Genomic DNA, 18,299 nt, shown 5'->3' with positions numbered 1-18,299 from the left:
AATCACATGGGTCTAGCATCGATTCTGAAGTCACGGTTGATCCCGGCAGAGCTGGAAAATCACATCAATCGCATCCGCAAGCCGATTGGTTCTCTGGGGTACGATCCCTGGGGCTATAACAACGAAGTGATGAAGTACGGCTTCTCCCTGACCCGCCAGATCTACGAAAAGTATTTTCGAGTGGAGGCCACCGGCGTTGACAAAATTCCCTCGGAGGGGCCGGTGCTGATCGTCCCGAATCACAGTGGGCAGTTGCCGGTAGATGGACTTTTGATCGCCTACGCCCTTGCCTCTCGCGAGAAAAACCCGCGCATTCCCCGGGCAATGATCGAACGTTTTTTCCCGACCGTCCCCTACCTCGGCAATTTGCTGAACGAGTTTGGCGCGGTTTTGGGCGATCCCACCAATTGCGCCAAGATGCTGGCCAACGGCGAGGCCGTCATCGTATTCCCCGAAGGCATTCGCGGGTCTGGAAAGCTGTATCAGGATCGCTACCAGCTCAAGCGGTTCGGTAACGGCTTCATGCACCTGGCCATGAAGTACAAGGCACCCATTGTGCCAGTAGGCGTGGTCGGGTGTGAGGAAACCATTCCCGCCATCGCCAACATCAAACCACTGGCTCGGTGGCTCGGCATTCCCTACGCTCCGGTGGCCATGCCGTTTGTCTTGCCGGCCAAAGTCCACCTGAACTTTGGCGACCCAATGGTGTTTGACGACCTGGAAATTCCCGAAGAACAGGTGACAGAGCGGGTGGAACAGGTGAAGGCAGCGATCAGTGAATTGATCGATACCGGACTGAGCGAAAGGAAAAGGCTGTTCTGATGGTTGAAAAAAGCAGACCCCAGATTCTTGTAACAGGTGCAGCTGGCGCCCTGGCTCAACAGGTAATCAGCCGCCTGCGGGATACCTGCAACCTCGTTGCCGTGGATTTTCGAGAACAGGTCTATCTGGGCGACGATATCCCCAGCTACTGCATCGACTTCAACAAACGCTCCTTCGAAGACCTTTTCCGGCGTTACCGGTTTGATGGCGTCATTCATCTCGGCCGCATCATGTCGAGCCAGCTCACCCGAATGCGCCGGTACAACGCCAACGTTCTCGGTACCCAGAAACTGCTGGACTTGAGCCACAAGTACAACATCAAAAGGGTGGTGGTCCTGTCGACCTTCCACGTCTATGGCGCGGTGGCCTACAACCCGGCGCTGATAGACGAGGAAGCTCCGCTGAAAAGTGCGGGGCTGAGCGCGGACCTGATTGATTCCGTGGAACTGGAGAACCTGGCCAACATCTACCTGTGGCGCTACCCGGACCTGAATATCACCATTCTGCGGCCCTGCAACATTGTCGGCCCAGGCGTGCGCAACTCCATCAGCACCTTGCTGGGCATGGAACGGGCACCTGTTCTGGCCGGTTTTTCACCGATGATGCAGTTTATCCATATCGATGACATGGCGGATGCCATCGTGCTGGCTTACAACAAACCCCAGCGGGGAATTTTCAATGTCGCGCCGCAGGACTGGGTGGCCTACCAGCATGCGTTGAAGCTCTGCGGCTGCGGCCGCATACCAGTACCATCCATTCCCCCCATACTGCCCAGGATGATACTGCGCACACTCAACCTGCGAAGTTTTCCTTCGTACCTGATGCACTTTTTCAAGTATCCTGTAGTCATCGACGGCAGGGCGTTCGCCAGGGAATTCGGTTTCACTCCCAGGCGCCCGCTAAAAGAGATATTCCGGTTCTACCGGGAGAACAAGAAGCCGGTGTGAACGGCACAGGATCGAAATCGGTGCCGTTATGGAAAGTGGCGCATAGCGCAGGAAGCGAAACATGTTGAATAATTTCAGCCTGATCAGTCATTCCACGGCAGCCATTGCCTTTGGGTTGCTATCGCTGCTGATTGCCACACGATACCTGCGCCGGGACATTGATCGTTCTTTGCTCCTCGCCGCCGTGGTCACCACGCTGTGGGCCGGCTCACTTGTTACCCAAAGCCTTTGGGGCGAACCAAGCTTTTTTATTCGCTACCTGCTGGAACTTCTGCGTGATGCCGCGTGGATTACCGTCCTCTTCGCCCTACTTCGCGATTCATTCCGGTCTGCCAATCTTGTCGGTCGCCTACGAAAAGTGCTGGCGGCAGCCACCCTGATCCTGGTTGCTCTCCTACTCGGCAGCGGTGTCTTGGAATATTTCTTCGGGCTCAGCATTCTGGACGGTAAAACCAAAGTGGTTGGCCAGATAGCCCTATCCTTACTCGGCTTATCGCTGATTGAGCAGATCTGGCGAAACTCCGTGTCATTCGGTCGGTCCAGCATGAAGTATGTCTGTATTGCCGTTGGCAGCCTGTTTGCCTTTGATTTCTTCATGTATGCCGACACCCTGCTCTTTGGCCAGGTCTCGGAGTCGTTCTGGAACGCCCGTGGCCTGGTCAACGCTGCACTGGTGCCCTTGTTTGCTGTCAACGTGATTAACACCCGCAAACAGCCAGTGGATTTCCAGCTCTCCCGTTCAGCCGTCTTCCACGCCGGAGCCCTGATACTCGCCGGTGGTTACCTGTTGTTCCTGTCACTGGGTGGCTACTACGTCAAAACCCTGGGAGGCGAATGGGGCGACGCCCTGCAGGTACTCTTCTTCAGCATCGCACTGGTATTCCTCGTCACCCTGCTGGTCTCGCGCCGTGTGCGTTCCCGGCTAATGGTGTTTATCAGCCAGAACTTTTTCGATTACAAATACGACTACCGCGACGAATGGCTGAAAATGACCCGGGAAATGGCCGACCTCAGCGACAGCCCGCCACTTCCGGAACGGGTCATCCGCATTCTTTCGAGCCTGGTTGAAAGCAACGCCGGCGCACTCTGGATACGAGAGGAAAGAGGCGACTTCATCCTCAAGAACGCAGTCAACATGGTCACGCCCAAGTACACGACCATCGACGCCAACTCCGAACTTGTCCGCTTCTTTGGGGAACGGGAGTGGATTATCGACCTTCATGAATATCGTGGCGATCCAGTCAGCTACAACCTGCTGGAGATCCCCGACCCGATATCACATACACCGGATGGTTGGCTGGTCATTCCCCTATACCTCAGCAACGACTTATACGGTATTGCCATGGTCGGCAACCCTTACGCGCGCGTTGAACTCAACTGGGAGAACTTTGACCTGATCAAGGTTGTCGCCCGGCAGACCTGTAACCTGCTTGCACAAACTGACGCCCAGAACCGGCTTTCCAGGGCCATGCAGTTTGAGGCGGTAAGCAAGGCGTCTGCCTTCATGGTGCATGACCTGAAAACACTGATTGCTCAACTATCGTTGCTGGTGAAAAATGCCCCCAGGCACCGGAACAACCCGGCCTTTATCGACGATATGATTCACACCACTGACCATGCCGTGCGCAAGATGTCGAACCTTGTGGATCACATCCGCAAGCCAGCGGACGAAACCCTGGTGACCGAAGTGATCGACCTGACTGAGGTTGTCAGCCAGTTGGCGGAGCACTACTCCCGCCGCCAACCTGCACCGAGGGTTGCCGATAATCCCGGAAACATTTTCATCAATGCCGATCGGGAGCAACTCTACAGTATTCTCGGCCACCTGATTCAGAATGCGCAGGATGCCACCCCACCCGATGGCGAAATCACTCTCACCCTGAAAACCGCCAAGGGCAACGTTGTGCTGTTCATCCAGGACACCGGTTCCGGCATGACCGAGGACTTTATCCAGACCCAGTTATTCAAACCGTTCGAAAGTACCAAGGGGCTGACGGGCATGGGCATTGGTGCCTATCAGGCCAGGGAGTATGTGCGCAATGTTGGGGGTAATATAGATGTAACCAGCGAACCGGACCTGGGCTCCTGTTTCTCAATCCGGTTCCCGCTTGCCCGGTTCAAACCGGAACAGGCCCCGGAAGAACCCGAGCGACTGATTACCGGCGACCCACTGCCGCAGCAGAATGCCAAATAATTGGCGAAACCGAAATACAACGAACACTATCATTGCAAAGTGTCAATCTTCGGTTAAGAATCAGGGTTTAGAGGATTGATCGCAAGACCGTCACCATTACAAAAAGGGATTTGTAACCGTTGTGAGTAGACGACTGCTAATCGTAGAAGATGATCCGGGTTTGCAAAGCCAGATGCGCTGGTGTTTCAGCGAAGATCTGGAAGTAAGCGTTGCGGCTGACCGGGAGTCAGCCCTGACCGCACTGCGTCGAAGCGAACCCGATGTCATTACTCTGGATCTGGGTCTGCCTCCGGATCCAGGCGGTGCAAAAGAAGGCTTTCTACTGCTTGAAGAAATTCTTCGGTTGTCGCCCATGACCAAGATCATTGTGGTCACCGGACGGGAAGACAAGGAGAACGCCGTCAAGGCCATCGGTATGGGGGCCAGTGACTTCTACCAGAAGCCGCTGGACGCGGACATTCTGACCTTCGTGGTGAACCGTGCCTTGCGATTGGCCGAACTGGAACGTGACAACCGGGAGCTGGCCCGTCAGCGTAATGGCACCAACATCAAAGGTATCGTCGCGGCCAGCCCACAGATGCTTGGCATCTGTCGCACCCTCGAAAAAGTTGCCCCCACCGACGTCACTACCCTGATTACCGGTGAAACCGGCACGGGCAAGGAGCTGCTAGCAAGGGCGCTTCATGATTTGAGCCACCGCTTCGATAAACCTTTTGCGGCCATTAACTGTGCCGCTATTCCTGAGAACCTCCTTGAAAGCGAACTCTTTGGCTTTGAGAAGGGCTCGTTCACCGGCGCCACCCAGAGCAAGAAAGGCAAAATCGAAAGCGCCAATGGCGGCACCCTATTCCTGGACGAGATTGGCGACATGCCCATGCCCCTCCAGGCAAAGCTGCTCCGTTTTCTCCAGGAGCGCGTGGTCGATCGGGTTGGCTCGGTCAACCCGGTTCCTGTCGATGTCCGCGTGGTGTGCGCAACTCACCGGGACGTACAGCAGTTGATCGATCAGGAGACTTTCCGCGAGGACCTTTATTACCGGATCAGTGAAATTACTCTCGACGTTCCCGCACTTCGTGAGCGCGAAGGTGACGCCCTCGTTGTTGCGCAGTCGCTGTTGCAGTCATTGGGCAAACAAATGGATCGGCCCAACCTGGCCTTTACCGAAGACGCCATCAAGGCCATCAAGACACACCCATGGCCCGGCAACGTGCGTGAAATGATCAACAAGGTGAAACGGGCCACAATCATGGCCGACGGCAAACGTGTTACCGCCGCCGACCTTGAGCTAAACTGCGACCTTGAAGGCCCCGAAAGCCAACTGAATCTCAGGCAGGTCAGGGAAAATGCGGAACGTGCCGCCATTGTGCAGGCACTGCAGTCCTGTAGCTTTAATATGGCGCAGGCCTCACGCCTGCTCGGCGTAACCCGACCAACGCTGTATAACCTGACTGATAAATATCGGATTGAAACATCCCCCGAATCGTCAGGCGCCTGAATAGCAGGCAAGGAATCCAGAACAAGACCCGATAAGGAAAAGGACCAGGGCCATGAAGCCAGTTTCAGCAGTACGTGCCACCCTCCTCTCAGTCGCAATCTCATTCGCTCTCGCCGGTTGTGGCGACAGCAATGAGATGAGCCAGGACGACATCCAGTACCTGAGTCATATCGACCAGTCACGTTTTTTCCAGCGTCAGGGTGAACTCAAGGCGAGCACATTGGAAGCCAGGAGCGCGATCGAGCTTCAACCGGAAAAGATCGAACCGTATTTCCTGATCGTCAACAATCTCCTCAAGGCAGGCGATGCGGCCAATGCCGAACGGCACCTTAACCAGATCCTGGAGCGCCTCCCTGCAGAGCAGATCGATGCAAAGGTTCAGAACCGCGCCAGCCTGATCCTCGCAGAAGCCAATCTGCTTCAGGAAGATTTTGAAGACGCCCTGGCGGCTCTCGATGACATCACCTCCCCGGACCGACCGGTGGAAACCCAGGCGGCACTGCTGGAAGGCCAGATTTACCTGGCATCCAATGAACTTGAAAAAGCCCGCACTGCGTTCAACAGAGCACGGGAAATAGACTCTGGGGAAGTTGAATCGGTGATAGGACTCTCGAAAACAGCGTTCGCCGGCGGCGACGTATCGAAGGCCCGAAAACTGGTCACCGAGGCGGAAGAGGTCGATGAGGCGAATGGTGAATTATGGCTCTGGAAGGCCGAGCTCGCCGCTTCTCAGGAAGAGTGGCAAAAAGCGGAAGATGCCTATATCAGGGCCCTCGAAGACATCGGTCAGTACGATGTAATGACCCAGCGCAAATACGCCACGATTTCGTCCCTTATTCGCGTTCTTAGAGCCCAGGGGAAGCAGTCAGAAGCTTTCGTTTACGAAGAAATACTGGCCAAGTCCGCCCCCGGTACGATCAAGAGCAACCTGATGGCCGCCCAGGCGGCAGTGGAACAGGGTGACCTCGATGAGGCCGCGCGCTATCTGGAGGAAGTTCTGGCACAAGCTCCCAACCATGAGCAGACATCGTTGATGCTCGGCCTTGTCCGGTTCAGGCAAGGCCGGGTAGAGGATGCTGAAAAGCTGCTGGCACCCATCGCAGAAGCGGGAAATTCAGAAACCGCCAGCAAATTACTGGCCGCCGCACGGCTGCAAATGCGAAACCCAGAAGGCGCCCAGGCCATACTCTCCAATCTGGAGGACAAAGACTCCGATCCGGAAACGCTTGCCATGGTGGCCATTGCCACGCTTGCCAGCGGCGACCTGAAAACGGGCGAAACGCTTATGGACAAGGCCCTGGCAAGCAACCCCGACAACCACCAGCTGAGGCTACGGTATGCGACCTACCTCAACCAGCGGGGTGAACATGACCGGGCGATCGCCGAGGCAACCCGGGTTCTTGAAAGCGCCCCTGAGTTGGAGCAGGCACGCAGCGTCATCGTTGAAGCTCAGGCTCGCTCTGGCAACATGGACGAGGCTGTAAAATCCGCCTCTCAGTGGATTAAAGAAGCTCCTGACAGTATCAATGCCCTGATGACCAGGGGAAGCCTCGCAGCCACCGCAGGCAATGTGGACGCGGCTAAAACAGACTTCAACAAGGCCAGGGAAACAGCGCCCGAATCACCAGCACCGCTGATCGCTCTTGGTAGACTGGCGCTGACTCAAGACGATCAAGCGGAAGCGCAGAAGCAGTTCCGGGCAGCAGTCAGGCTCGCCCCGGATAGCCGCCAGGCGCTTCAGGGGCTGGCGACCGTTCTGGATCGCGAAGAAACCACAGGTTTCATGCGGGAGATTCTCAAAGAGAATCCGGAAGCGACCGGCCCTCGCCTGATTCTGCTTGAGGTTGCCCTCATGGATAACAATCAGCAGGAAGCGGACGATTTAACCGCCTCCCTGCTGGAGCGAAACGAGCAATCGACCCCATCACCCGCAACGCCCTTCGTTGCAGGCATCTATAGCAGCGCAGCAACCGCATTCCAGAGCTCGGGAGAAACAGCCCGGGCGGCCGCTCTCCTTGACCGGGCTCGCGCACTGTTCCCGGACAACCAGGACATCGCTCTTCAAGCCGCTCAACAAGCCTTCAACGAAGGCGAGGAAGACGAAGCGCGGAGAATTATTCAGGAAACCAAGCAGCAACACCCGGAATCCTCTGCGCCCTACGTAACGGAAGCCGCTTACTTCGAACGGCAAAAAGAGTATCAGCAAGCGGCTGAACTCTACCAACTCGCCCACGACAAGCGCCCCAGCGCCGAACTCGCAAATGGATACGCGACAAACCTGCAACGATCCGGCAAGGCACAGGAAGCACTCTCTTTCCTCGAGTCCGCTCGCAAAACGTATCCCGGCAGTAACCAGCTGCTTCTTACGCTGGCGCTGCTGCAGCAATCCGAGGGCCAGTATGAAAGCGCCAAGTCGAATTATGAGACCCTGCTTGAAAGCGCACCCGGCAACGTTGTGGTGCTAAATAACCTGGCCTGGATCTATCACGAAAATGGGGACAAGCGGGCAATCGATCTGGCGAAGCAAGCCTACGAGCTTAGCCCTGGCAACGCGGCAGTCGCGGACACCTACGGATGGATCATGCTCAAGGCCGGTAATCACGAAGCCAGTGTACCCATTCTCGAAAAGGCCCATGAACTACAACCGGAGTCGGAAGAAATCGCACTGCATCTGGCAGAGGCGTATCGCGCATCAGGTAAAAACAACGAAGCGCAGAAAGTGCTCGAAAAATTTAACGGGCAAGGCTAATTGCGTCATGACCATTCGATATAACATTAACCCTCAAAGACCAAAACGGTACAACGAATAAGTGGCAGCCCTCACTTTATCAAACAATACTTGTCCTACTGAATCTGGGAACGATAAGGTGAGGCAGGATGTCTATTACAAAAGTACTTGGTCTCGGTAGTACAGTAATACTCATCAGCGGGTGCCAAAGCTGGCAGCTACAGGACATTGAGGATCTTCCTCCAACGGCGGCCCTACCCGAAACCAGCGAGCCTGGCGTTGTCGAGATTCGGTATTATGACAATCTTGATGGTGTTGAAATTGACACCATGACCTCTGCCACCAAATTTCCGGATAACCCGGATGAGGTGGATACGTTAACCAGTCTGGAAGCCCCCGAAAATCGTGTCGATAACTATGGCACCTACGTCAGAGGGTTCATAAAGCCACCAACATCCGGCGAATATCGCTTCTTTGTGAGCGGTAACGACAAGGTCGAGTTCTGGCTGAGTACGTCAAGCTCGCCGGATGACGCCGACATTCTGGCCACAGTGCCAGGCTGGACCTATGTCAATCAGTTCAGCAAATACAGCTCCCAAACCTCCCCATACGTAACCCTGGACGCTTCTCAGCGCTACTATTTCGAAGTCTTCCAGAAGGAGGGCGCAGGGAGTGACCATTTCGCAGTCGCATGGGAAGGCCCTGGAATCAGCCAACAGATCGTCGACTCTAATTATATCCACTCCTATGCACAATCGGGTGAGACGGCCGGCCTTTCCGAGATGGAAGCCTACTCGTTGGGCTACCGGGTTGGCTTTCTGGATGGTAACCAGGGTATAGCCTTCAACCCCGAATACCCACCACTCGATGAAGATCAGGACGGTCTGTACGATAAGTGGGAAACCGTTTACGGGCTAGACCCAACGAACCCGGCGGACTCCACCTCTGACCCAGACAATGACCTGTTAAGTGCGGCGGATGAGTTCCTGCTGGGAACAGCGGAAAACAACGCCGACACAGATGGAGACGGCATTCCCGACGGTGCTGAGTATGCCTATGGCATGGACCCTCTTGATGCTGGAGACGCCAGTGGAGACATGGATAATGATAGCTATACCAACCTGGAGGAATACCTTGCCGGGACGTCGCCCGAAGATGCCAACGAGGTTCCGGAGCCTTCTGAACAGGAACCAGTTTACGTCGAAGGCTTCGTTGGCCAATATTACAGCGGTATAGCGTTCGATGATTTTGTAGATGCGCGAGTCGATAGAAGTGTCGACTTCAATTGGGGCACTGGCCAACCCCATTCCCAGCTCTCCGACGACAACTTCAGCGTTCGCTGGAATGGTATATTTACAGCGCCCCATGACTCAGGCACAAACACCTACCGCTTTACCGTCAGGACCAACGACGGCGTGAGGCTCTACGCAAACGGTACTCTTGTTATTGATGACTGGACAGAGCATGCTCCCACCGAATTTCAGTATGAACGCACACTCAGCCCCGGGGAAGAAGTCCTGCTCTCTATGGAATATTTTGAACGAGTTGGTTCAGCGGTCGCCGAGTACAGGGCAACAAACACCAATACAGGCGGAACCCTCTCCACGCCTGCCACTGTGAAGGCGCCAGACCCTACAACGAGCCACTCGCTTGATTCGGACAACGATGGGATTCCGGATACCTGGGAACTTTCACAGGGGCTTAGCCCCTGGGTTGACGACGCTGACTCTGTATCAAACAACGCTGGTATTTCGAATATTGAGGCATACAACAGTGGCCTTGATCCGTTCACACTCGAAGAAGTCGGAACCGTGAACACTAGCCCCGGCCCAACCGAGCCATCTCCTGAACCCGCAGAACCAAATGGCAGTATTACGCTGTCCTGGACGGCTCCAGGCACCCGCCTTGATGGCTCGTCTCTGTCACTGAGTGAAATCGATTACTACAGGATTCGCTATGGTCAATCACCGGGAGCACTCACACAAACCCAGCAGGTCGACGGAGCCGAGACCTCATTTACTTTCGGAGATTTGGCGTCAGGAGTGTGGTACTTCTCGATAAGCGTCGTGGACCAGGGCGGTCTCGCAAGTGCGCCATCGGAAGTCGTATCCCAGCAAGTCGAATGAAGTAAAACCATATAAATCAATTTGTGTACAGGCGGTCTAGGTGTTCCTGGGCCGCTTCTTTTATTAACGGCGAAATGTCGCGTAACACGCGATCCCGGTCGCACTCTTCGCAATGAACACCAATAACTAACAGCGACGCATCGCTGCGGGAATTAAACATACCCGGTAGCTGGGCAAGCTTGGCCTGAAGTTCATTATTCTCCCATCGACCCTCAACATAGTATCCATACGCCACTACAAACGTCGTATCCGTTTGACGGAAGCCCAACTCCAGACCAGCCAACGGTGTCTGACCACTTACCGGATCAACACTGAAGGTACGCTTAGGAACCAATACCGAGGAATCGTATATTCGGTTGTTATACTGAACCACCTCAAACTTGGGGCGCTGATAGTCGTAACTGTATAACGCCACCAACAACCTGACTCCGGCCTGACCCTCCCGCGCCGTTCCTCGCTTTATATAGGTCTGTTCAAGGATACGATCGGGACGAACAATGGCAGGCTGCCATCCCAGAAGACTCCGGCGGAAAAGGGGCATCCAGTTGGAAGCATCTACTAGAGACACACTGTGTTGTTCGGTTTCCCCATTCATGTCTGCGAGGCTTGGTGAAACAGACCAGGAAGCCGCTCCCATCAAAAGCACAAGAAAAAGGGGGGATAACATGCCAGCGGCAGAATGGAGGCCTGATCCTTCCGTGTTGCCGTCCACAGCCGAGTCAAGGTTCTTTTCGGTGCCTTCCAGCCAACGAGCGAAGAAGTACAGTGGAACAAGAGTCCCGGCGAAAACCCACCAACCAAAGAAATCGTGCTCCTTGATAAGTGATGACGTCATTTCAGATTCGTATCCAATATAAATAATGACGAAAACACGGATCCAGTTGGCAACAAGGGATATCACCACTCCGGTAAACAAAAGAACGCAGCGGGTACGCCACAAACGGTAATTCAGTTCACCGTATAGCAGCGACAACGTTGCACCAACCAACAAGTACCGTAATCCGGAGCAACCATGGGCAATCTCGAATGCCCCCACTCCCGGAAAATAGACGAACACACCCTCGACGATAAATTCGATATCAAACTGCGATAACATCAGCTGGTTGAAAGCAACTGTAATCAGTTGCAGGTTCCAGGAAAGATAGTCCCAGAATGGAAGCGTGAATACCATCAACCCCATGGGGATAAAAAACGCTTGAGTCTGCCTCCACCCCCACAACACCAGAAGCCCACCAATCAATAGCGGCAAAAGTGCCACTTGCTGGAACGCTTCAATCAGAAGAACGCTGCCCGCGAGGTATACCAAGCCGGAGACACACAGTGGGAGCAGCCAGAACCAATAGAACCCAACTACCGGGCGATGCCTGCGCCACGCAGAGACTGTCAGGAAAATGCTGATCACGAGTACAAGAAAACCGTGGGAGTACGACTCATCGAACTTCAGCCAACGGTCAACCAGACCGCTCAACGTAGAAGCGGTAGCAACGAGAAAACAGGCAAAATACAGCGCGGGAAACAGCCAAGGGTATCGCGCTATGCCGATATTACGATCCATGTAGTAGATCCTGAGAAGCGTGGTTTAAATGGTAGTTTACCTTTTTACTACAAGTTGGCACTCGGGAAACGAGCACCCCGCTTTAGTTTCCGGATTTTATACGGTATAGATACCGAAATATGCGGCTTCTGACTAGCATAAACGAAATCAGAGGCTCGGCATGAGTTGCAAGTCGAGCTTTGTAATCTTCATTCTTACCAGAGCCAGCAAGAAGGTCAAAGTCCGCAATACCGGCATTCTCAAATGCCTCTTCAATTGAATACCCTAAATGGAGCGTGCCCAGCGCCAGTTTAGGATGAAAATCCTGCTGGTAGCCCGATTGAAGGTTATAACAGCGACCACGGTAATGGACGTTATACAGCATTGACACGGCTGTCCCATCACAACGCATTATCGAAAGATCGGGCACACCCCCTTCCTCTACAACGTGTGTGAGGAAATCCTTATGGAATCTCAGGCTCCTCGCGGAAAAGCAGGGCTGCCCCCAGCGCTCGACATGAAAAGCATTCAGGGCATTAAAAAAGTCATCAGGACTGCCTGGCCAGGCGTTCGCAAATGAGAGCTCTCCGCAGGTTTCGAGCACCTTGCGCCTGTTAAAGAGACGCAACCTGGTATTGGGCCCCAAGGCAGACAGGTAGTTGTCAAAACTCCCCGTCGTTTCAATGCTGTAGGCCACATCACTATCGACAACCCGGTAGCTCCATCCCGCTTTGTGGGCCAGGTTCTGCAGATGCAATGCCTCAGGGGACTGCTTAATCACATCCCGGAAAACGGCTTCAGACCAACCACAGGACGACAGAAGACGCTCAAGCCGTCCCGCACCTTGGTCAAACGTCTCTTCTGAACGAACAAAGGAATTGTACTCCGTGCGCGGGGTGGAAATTCTACGGTAATTGGTGCCCACAAACTGCAGACAGCGCAACGGTAACAGCCCCTTGAGCAGGTATTTGTCAATGTAGACTCCGGATGCGCCGGAACCGCCCTGCTCCAGCAACTGGAACCCCCGGGTCTGCCCCCATTCACGCCACCATGCAGTCTGCCAGGCATCTGTCTGGAAAATACTCACCGGTCCCTCACAAACGGTTGAAAAGTCGTAGCTCGTCCATGGAATGTGGTAGGTTACCTTACGAATAAGGAAATGCGTTATCTATCTTGTGCATGGATGTACAATACTGCCTCGTCATTCCGATACGTCCAGTGCGCCCATCGTTAACTCTTGAATACTCAGGAAAGCCCAGTGTCGACCATGTCACTCGTAAAACGCCTGTTTCGTGGGTCAATTGCCCAGACACTTCACATTGTGGTTACGATTGGCGTCGGGCTTTTCATGTTGCCCTTCATGGTGTCCCAGCTTGGGGAATCCATGTACGGCATCTGGATACTCATCGGTGGCTTCACAGCCACTCTTTACCTGTTTGATTTCGGTTTCGCGACCGCTGTCACCCGGTTCATGGCGCGCTATATCCAGCAGGAGGACACCAGGAAAGCCAACCAGGTTATCAACTCATCCCTGATTATCTATTCCGGCCTTGCTGTTGTCGTCATGCTGGCCAGCGCTGTCATCGCCTGGGTATCACCGGTCTGGGTTGAAAATCCAGACAATGTCTTGCTGATACGCCTTCTGATACTGATTGCCGGGCTCCAGATAGCACTCGGATTTCCATTTAAGGCATTTGCCGGCATTGCTGCAGCCTACGTGAGATATGACCTTACCGCATGGTGCCGAATAGTCGTAAAAGTACTTTCCACTGTCTGCTCTGTTATTGCCCTACTGCGTGGCTATGAACTACTCGCCATCAGCCTCGTCCAACTGGGCGCCTCTATCCTCACAGACATCATCCTGATCTCTATTGCGAAGTATCTCCACCCGGCTATGCGCATCCGCAGGGAGTTTGTCGACAGGGAAACAATGCGGTCGCTCTTCAATTACAGCAACTGGGCCTTCCTGATCGATATCACCAACCTGGCCAAGGACAAAGCCGACATATTTCTGATCGGTGCCTATCTTGGAACTTCATTGCTGACGACCTATTACGTCGCCGTCAGGCTGGTTGAGTACAGCCTCCAGTTCCTTACCAAAGCAACAGGAATGAGCACCCCGGTGTTTGCGGCATCGCAGGCTAAGGGCGATACCGTCGATCTGCATGACAAGATTGCCGTTTTTCTGCGAATCAACATGATCCTCGGTGGATTCGCGCTTTTCGGCCTCATACTGCTCGGTGAACCGTTGATACGCCTTTGGATGGGTGCAGAGTTTGAATACACAACGGCCTACCATACGTTGGTGGTTCTGGTCAGCGGCCGCATGCTTATGTTCCTGACAGCACCCATGGGCAGCGTGCTCATGGCAACATCCCGACATCGACTTCAAGCCTTCCTTGGAATCGCGGAAACACTCACTTCAGCCTCGTTGATCTTCCTCCTGATCGGGGTACTGGACTACGGCATCGTGGCCGCAGCCATAGGGGTATCGGCACCACTATTCATTGGCCGAGCTTTTGTAATGCCATTCATCGTTCAGAGAGAAGTCGGGTTTACAGTTAACAGAGCAATTAAAGAGCTTGGTAAACCCATAGTTTTAATAGCATTATCATGTATTGTGGCCTCAGCAATGACTCGCTTCTTATTGCCCACGGGAACCTTTCCGGAGTTTTTATTTACCGGCCTGGCGATAACAACCGTATATTGGCTATTTGTTCTTCCGTCATTGTCCAAACGGGAATGGGGACACCTTGCACAGCTTTTACCGGGAAAGCTTGGCGTCAGGGCGAGAAACTATCTGTCAGCCAACCAATAGTCGTATATACTTACACTTATAGCGTGATTCAAGCTGTTGGCTTGCACAAGGACAAGCAAACTATGGCGAATACGGCCCCTCGCATTGGTGTAGTTATCCCCCACTTCCAGAACGACGGCACACTGCTCAGGCGCTCCCTCGAGTCCATTTTCAGTCAGACCGTCATCGCGCATATCGATATTGTTATTGTGGATGACGAATCACCCGTATCTACAAAATCCATTACACAGGATCTCTCACCTCCTGATGGAATATCGATCGCTGTAATAGAACAAAAGAACAGCGGGCCGGGTATTGCCAGAAACACGGGGCTTGCCGCGTTAAATTCAAAGACTGATTATGTCGCGTTTCTTGACTCGGACGACTATTGGTCACCTGAGCATCTCGAAACTGCTATGCTCGCTTTCAAGCTAGGCGCTCATTTCTACTTCTGCTCCCGCATTGTAGAGGGTGAGGATGAGGATCTTTTCAAAAAACTTAAGTTTATTGAAAAATATAATCTCGACTCGATCGAGGGTTATCCCCACCTATGCAGAATGAAAGACAACTACTTCAGGTCGGTTATCGAAGGTTACGTTACCACTTCGACTATTGTTTACGATTATCAAATGTTTGGAGATTTACGATTCCCAACGGAGTTCTACAGGTTTGGCGAAGACCAATTTCTGTGGCTAACAATCGGGAAAAGATCCGATAACGTCATCTGCTCGGATACCGTAGGGCTAACCTATGGGAAGGGCGTAAGTATATTTTCAGAGCAGACGTTTGGGACGGATAAGGATTTCTTTCGCATACATGATGAAATCCTTTATCGCAAAAAGGTGCTACGTAACTTCGAGCTGGACAGTGAAATGAATGAAGCAATTCACCGGCGGCTAAAATCGGCCCGCGATAGATTATCCCTTCGCCTTCTCCATAAGTTAAAACGGGGCCAGCTTCGCTTCCTGATGGTGGCTATCAAGTGTGACCTTGGAATCGCTCCGTACATGCTGGGAAACGCGGCAAGAATTATCGGGCGAGGATTTCATGTCAACAAGAATTAGTGTTGTTATCCCGGCATTCAATGCAGCAGCCTATTTAACTGAAACTGTGCAAAGTTTGCTCTCCCAATTGAGTGATCAGGACGAAATACTCGTCGTCGATGACGGCTCAACTGACAACACTTGCGCCGTTTGTGCGGATATTTCAGATCCCAGAGTTCGTTTGGTTCAAAGGGCAAACAGCGGTGGCCCTGCAGCTCCTCGGAACGCTGGATGCAGGGAAGCGAAAGGCAAATACATATTCCTGTTTGATTCGGACGATATCGCCGAACCCGACAAGGTAAGTGTCGCCATGAAGGCACTGGAAAACTCTCCAAAGGCCTCATTTCTGTTTACGAACTTCAGCCTTGCTGACTCCAACGGTGTCATCACCGAACACAGGTATCTGGACAGATACAGCGTTCTAAAACAGTTAGAGAAGTCGCCCGCTGGCACCAACACCTATACCGTAAACGGTGGCCGGCTTCTTGCCGCATTGTTGAGAGCCAATTTCGTCGGAACCTGCAGCGTTGTGTTTAAAAAGTCAGTTTGGCTACGTACCGATGGGTTCAATGAGAACCTAAGACACCTCGATGATCGGGATATGTGGCTCCAGCTCTGCCGGCATGGCGACGCAGTGTTCGTGGACCACAGCTCATTCAGATATCGAAAACATGAAAGCGGGATTTCCTCACAGCGCATCAGAGCCCAGCATTTAGAGCGAGTGGCCGTAGCGGAAAGGGTAAAGCAGTGGGATCTCAACACTGAACAAAAAAATGCAGTGCACACGTTGGCCGCGAAAAACTACCTCAAGCTTGGCTACATAGACTTTCACGATCAGGGAAATATAGAACTTGCAAGGAATTGGTTTGCAAGAAGTTTTATTAACAAGCCATCCTACCCTGCCTTTAAGGGCATGATAAAATCAGTGGTACCTCAGAAACTGTATCTAATGCTCAGCAGGAACTGATAGAAGCCCAAGAAAATCAACCAGAGCGTCTCGCTCCTCAAGTGTTATGTCGAGCGTTCTCAATTCATGCTGGCCATTAAGTCCTTTCTCTGGGGGCGATCTGTAGTAGTCCATCACGTCCTTTAATTGATCGAAGCGGCCATCATGGAAATAAGGTCCGGTCTTATCCAAAAACCTTAAAGTAGGCACCTTGAAAGCCCCCTGGAGCCCCTGGTGCTTGTCCCTGCTGAGGTATTTCAAATCGGTGCATTCTGAGGGGGCTGCGTCACTGTACTTGCCAAGACAATTGAACTCATCCATCAAAACAGACTGCAAACCGAACACGCGTCCATAGTCCATATTTGGACCACTGAACACGCCGCTGCCGATGTTGTGAAAACCACCATTGGTAAGCATTGGACCATTATGGCACTGAAGGCACTGAGTTTTTTCCTGGTCGATAAAGAGCTTCGCCCCAAGGATCTGGCTTTCGGAAACCATCGATAGCGCCTTATCCTGTTGGCCGGCCGTAAGGGCATCTACAAAATGATCAAACTTTGATGGCTCCGGTAGCAACGTTCTCTGAAACGCCTCAAGAACCTTGCCAATATTGGAAAACGCGCGATTGATCGTCGTTTGTGTCGGTCGTGACAACCTGTACCAGTTATTCTGGATATCAGAAGCACCGTAAGGTGAGGCTTCGTCCGGGAGTTTGGAGAAATCGAGTTTTGGCAAGCCACCAAACAGCGCCTCATAGTAGGAACGGTATCTTTTGTCATTATTGATGACTCTCAACACAGAGAGCCTGCTACTTCCCATTTCATCCGGAGCTTCAAAAGGAATCAGGGCCTGCGACCAGAGAGAGTCGCGGCGACCATCCCAGTAAAACCAACGCTGGTACGCCGCTCCAATAAGGGTAGGAGTGTTACGGGCCGCTTCCCCGACACCCTTTCCACGCTGCTTCCCGTCAGTAAAAGCCAGCTCGGGTTGATGGCAACTGGCACAGGACAACTGCCCATCCTTGCCAAAGCGAGGATCGTAGAAGACCTGGCGGCCAAATTCGACTGCGAGTTTGTGGTCCGCGACATTGTTTGAGGGGGTGTCAGGCAGCGGCGGAAGAGCAGAAAGGCTCAGTGATTGAAGTATCCGTATATCTCGCTCGTCAAACTGCTCGTTGTTGGCCTGCGACGGTAGCGACACGGACAGTGAAACCAACAGAAGCAAACACTTGGTGAAGAGCCGGAAGAGCATCAATAATCCAGATTAAAGACCAACGTCGCGTGGTCCTGCGCTACGCCATCGGAGAGACTTAAATTCAACTGCCACTCCCCGTGCATATTGAACATCAAGCCATCTACCCTGTAACGGCCACCGCCGAGATACTCAGTCACTCTCGGCTGTGAAGGCAACCCATGGCCGTGGGCGGGCATTCCACCTGAAACCGCCAACCCTCTCAGCTCAACAGGATCACCAACGTCACTTTCTACTTCAATGATCCAACTGTGGTGGCTGTTTAACGGTACTTTCCCATCTTCGGGAAGAACCCGAAGATGGAAATGCCCATTGGCAGACATTACCTCGCACGCAGGCTGGCAAACTCCTTCCGACGCGGACAGGACTGCGGCCCACGGGAGAAGCACAACAACCAGCCAACGCCACTTAATCTC

General features: G+C 53.2%; 13 protein-coding genes. 9 read left to right on the top strand and 4 right to left on the bottom strand.

The window, feature by feature from the left end; translation table 11 throughout:
- The first annotated feature begins 6 nt into the window (after positions 1 to 6).
- The 6 genes from SIC19_RS18735 (at position 7) to SIC19_RS18710 (ending at position 10,312) form a co-directional block, all read left to right on the top strand.
- A complete protein-coding gene (locus tag SIC19_RS18735) occupies positions 7 to 822 on the top strand; it encodes a lysophospholipid acyltransferase family protein (RefSeq protein WP_036205432.1) in 816 nt (271 codons plus the stop codon).
- A complete protein-coding gene (locus SIC19_RS18730) occupies positions 822 to 1,769 on the top strand; it encodes an SDR family oxidoreductase (RefSeq protein WP_036205431.1) in 948 nt (315 codons plus the stop codon). Before SIC19_RS18735 ends, SIC19_RS18730 begins: the two co-directional genes overlap by 1 nt.
- Positions 1,770 to 1,830: 61 nt before the next feature.
- Positions 1,831 to 3,963 (top strand): XrtA/PEP-CTERM system histidine kinase PrsK, encoded by a 2,133-nt coding sequence (gene prsK, locus SIC19_RS18725; RefSeq protein ID WP_036205430.1) that lies wholly within the window; start codon positions 1,831 to 1,833, stop codon positions 3,961 to 3,963.
- Positions 3,964 to 4,135: 172 nt separating this feature from the next.
- The gene (prsR, locus tag SIC19_RS18720) at positions 4,136 to 5,458 is read left to right on the top strand and encodes a PEP-CTERM-box response regulator transcription factor (RefSeq protein WP_051946725.1); all 1,323 of its coding nucleotides are present in this window, start codon (positions 4,136 to 4,138) and stop codon (positions 5,456 to 5,458) included.
- Between the two features lie 52 nt (positions 5,459 to 5,510).
- A complete protein-coding gene (locus SIC19_RS18715) occupies positions 5,511 to 8,207 on the top strand; it encodes a tetratricopeptide repeat protein (RefSeq protein WP_127401419.1) in 2,697 nt (898 codons plus the stop codon).
- Between the two features lie 128 nt (positions 8,208 to 8,335).
- Positions 8,336 to 10,312 (top strand): PA14 domain-containing protein, encoded by a 1,977-nt coding sequence (locus tag SIC19_RS18710; protein ID WP_041334791.1) that lies wholly within the window; start codon positions 8,336 to 8,338, stop codon positions 10,310 to 10,312.
- 16 nt (positions 10,313 to 10,328) lie between these two features.
- On the opposite strand, the gene SIC19_RS18705 is transcribed toward SIC19_RS18710, so the two are convergent.
- Together SIC19_RS18705 and SIC19_RS18700 are read right to left on the bottom strand one after the other, a co-directional pair.
- Positions 10,329 to 11,867, bottom strand: coding sequence for an exosortase/archaeosortase family protein (locus SIC19_RS18705; RefSeq protein WP_127401421.1), 1,539 nt, complete (start codon positions 11,865 to 11,867; stop codon positions 10,329 to 10,331).
- 82 nt (positions 11,868 to 11,949) lie between these two features.
- Positions 11,950 to 12,933 (bottom strand): GNAT family N-acetyltransferase, encoded by a 984-nt coding sequence (locus tag SIC19_RS18700; RefSeq protein ID WP_127401423.1) that lies wholly within the window; start codon positions 12,931 to 12,933, stop codon positions 11,950 to 11,952.
- Between the two features lie 180 nt (positions 12,934 to 13,113).
- Here SIC19_RS18700 and SIC19_RS18695 point away from each other — a divergent pair, with 180 nt between their 5' ends.
- The 3 genes from SIC19_RS18695 to SIC19_RS18685 all read left to right on the top strand — a co-directional run bounded on the left by SIC19_RS18695 (position 13,114) and on the right by SIC19_RS18685 (position 16,653).
- Positions 13,114 to 14,664, top strand: coding sequence for a lipopolysaccharide biosynthesis protein (locus SIC19_RS18695; RefSeq protein ID WP_228209952.1), 1,551 nt, complete (start codon positions 13,114 to 13,116; stop codon positions 14,662 to 14,664).
- A 62-nt stretch (positions 14,665 to 14,726) separates the two neighbouring features.
- Positions 14,727 to 15,707, top strand: a complete 981-nt coding sequence (locus tag SIC19_RS18690) for a glycosyltransferase family 2 protein (RefSeq protein WP_052479515.1) — start codon at positions 14,727 to 14,729, stop codon at positions 15,705 to 15,707.
- Positions 15,691 to 16,653 (top strand): glycosyltransferase family 2 protein, encoded by a 963-nt coding sequence (locus tag SIC19_RS18685; protein WP_127401427.1) that lies wholly within the window; start codon positions 15,691 to 15,693, stop codon positions 16,651 to 16,653. The genes SIC19_RS18690 and SIC19_RS18685 overlap by 17 nt, the downstream gene beginning before the upstream one ends.
- On the opposite strand, the gene SIC19_RS18680 is transcribed toward SIC19_RS18685, so the two are convergent.
- Both SIC19_RS18680 and SIC19_RS18675 read right to left on the bottom strand, forming a co-directional pair.
- Positions 16,633 to 17,883, bottom strand: coding sequence for a cytochrome-c peroxidase (locus tag SIC19_RS18680; RefSeq protein ID WP_127401429.1), 1,251 nt, complete (start codon positions 17,881 to 17,883; stop codon positions 16,633 to 16,635). The genes SIC19_RS18685 and SIC19_RS18680 overlap by 21 nt on opposite strands.
- Positions 17,883 to 18,206 (bottom strand): FixH family protein, encoded by a 324-nt coding sequence (locus SIC19_RS18675; protein WP_185906443.1) that lies wholly within the window; start codon positions 18,204 to 18,206, stop codon positions 17,883 to 17,885. The genes SIC19_RS18680 and SIC19_RS18675 overlap by 1 nt, the downstream gene beginning before the upstream one ends.
- Positions 18,207 to 18,299: the final 93 nt, after the last annotated feature.

The organism is Marinobacter sp. MIT930201, assembly GCF_047122665.1.
In the GTDB taxonomy this organism is placed as follows: Bacteria; Pseudomonadota; Gammaproteobacteria; order Pseudomonadales; family Oleiphilaceae; genus Marinobacter; species Marinobacter salarius.
This window is presented reverse-complemented; position numbering and strand designations above follow the sequence as displayed.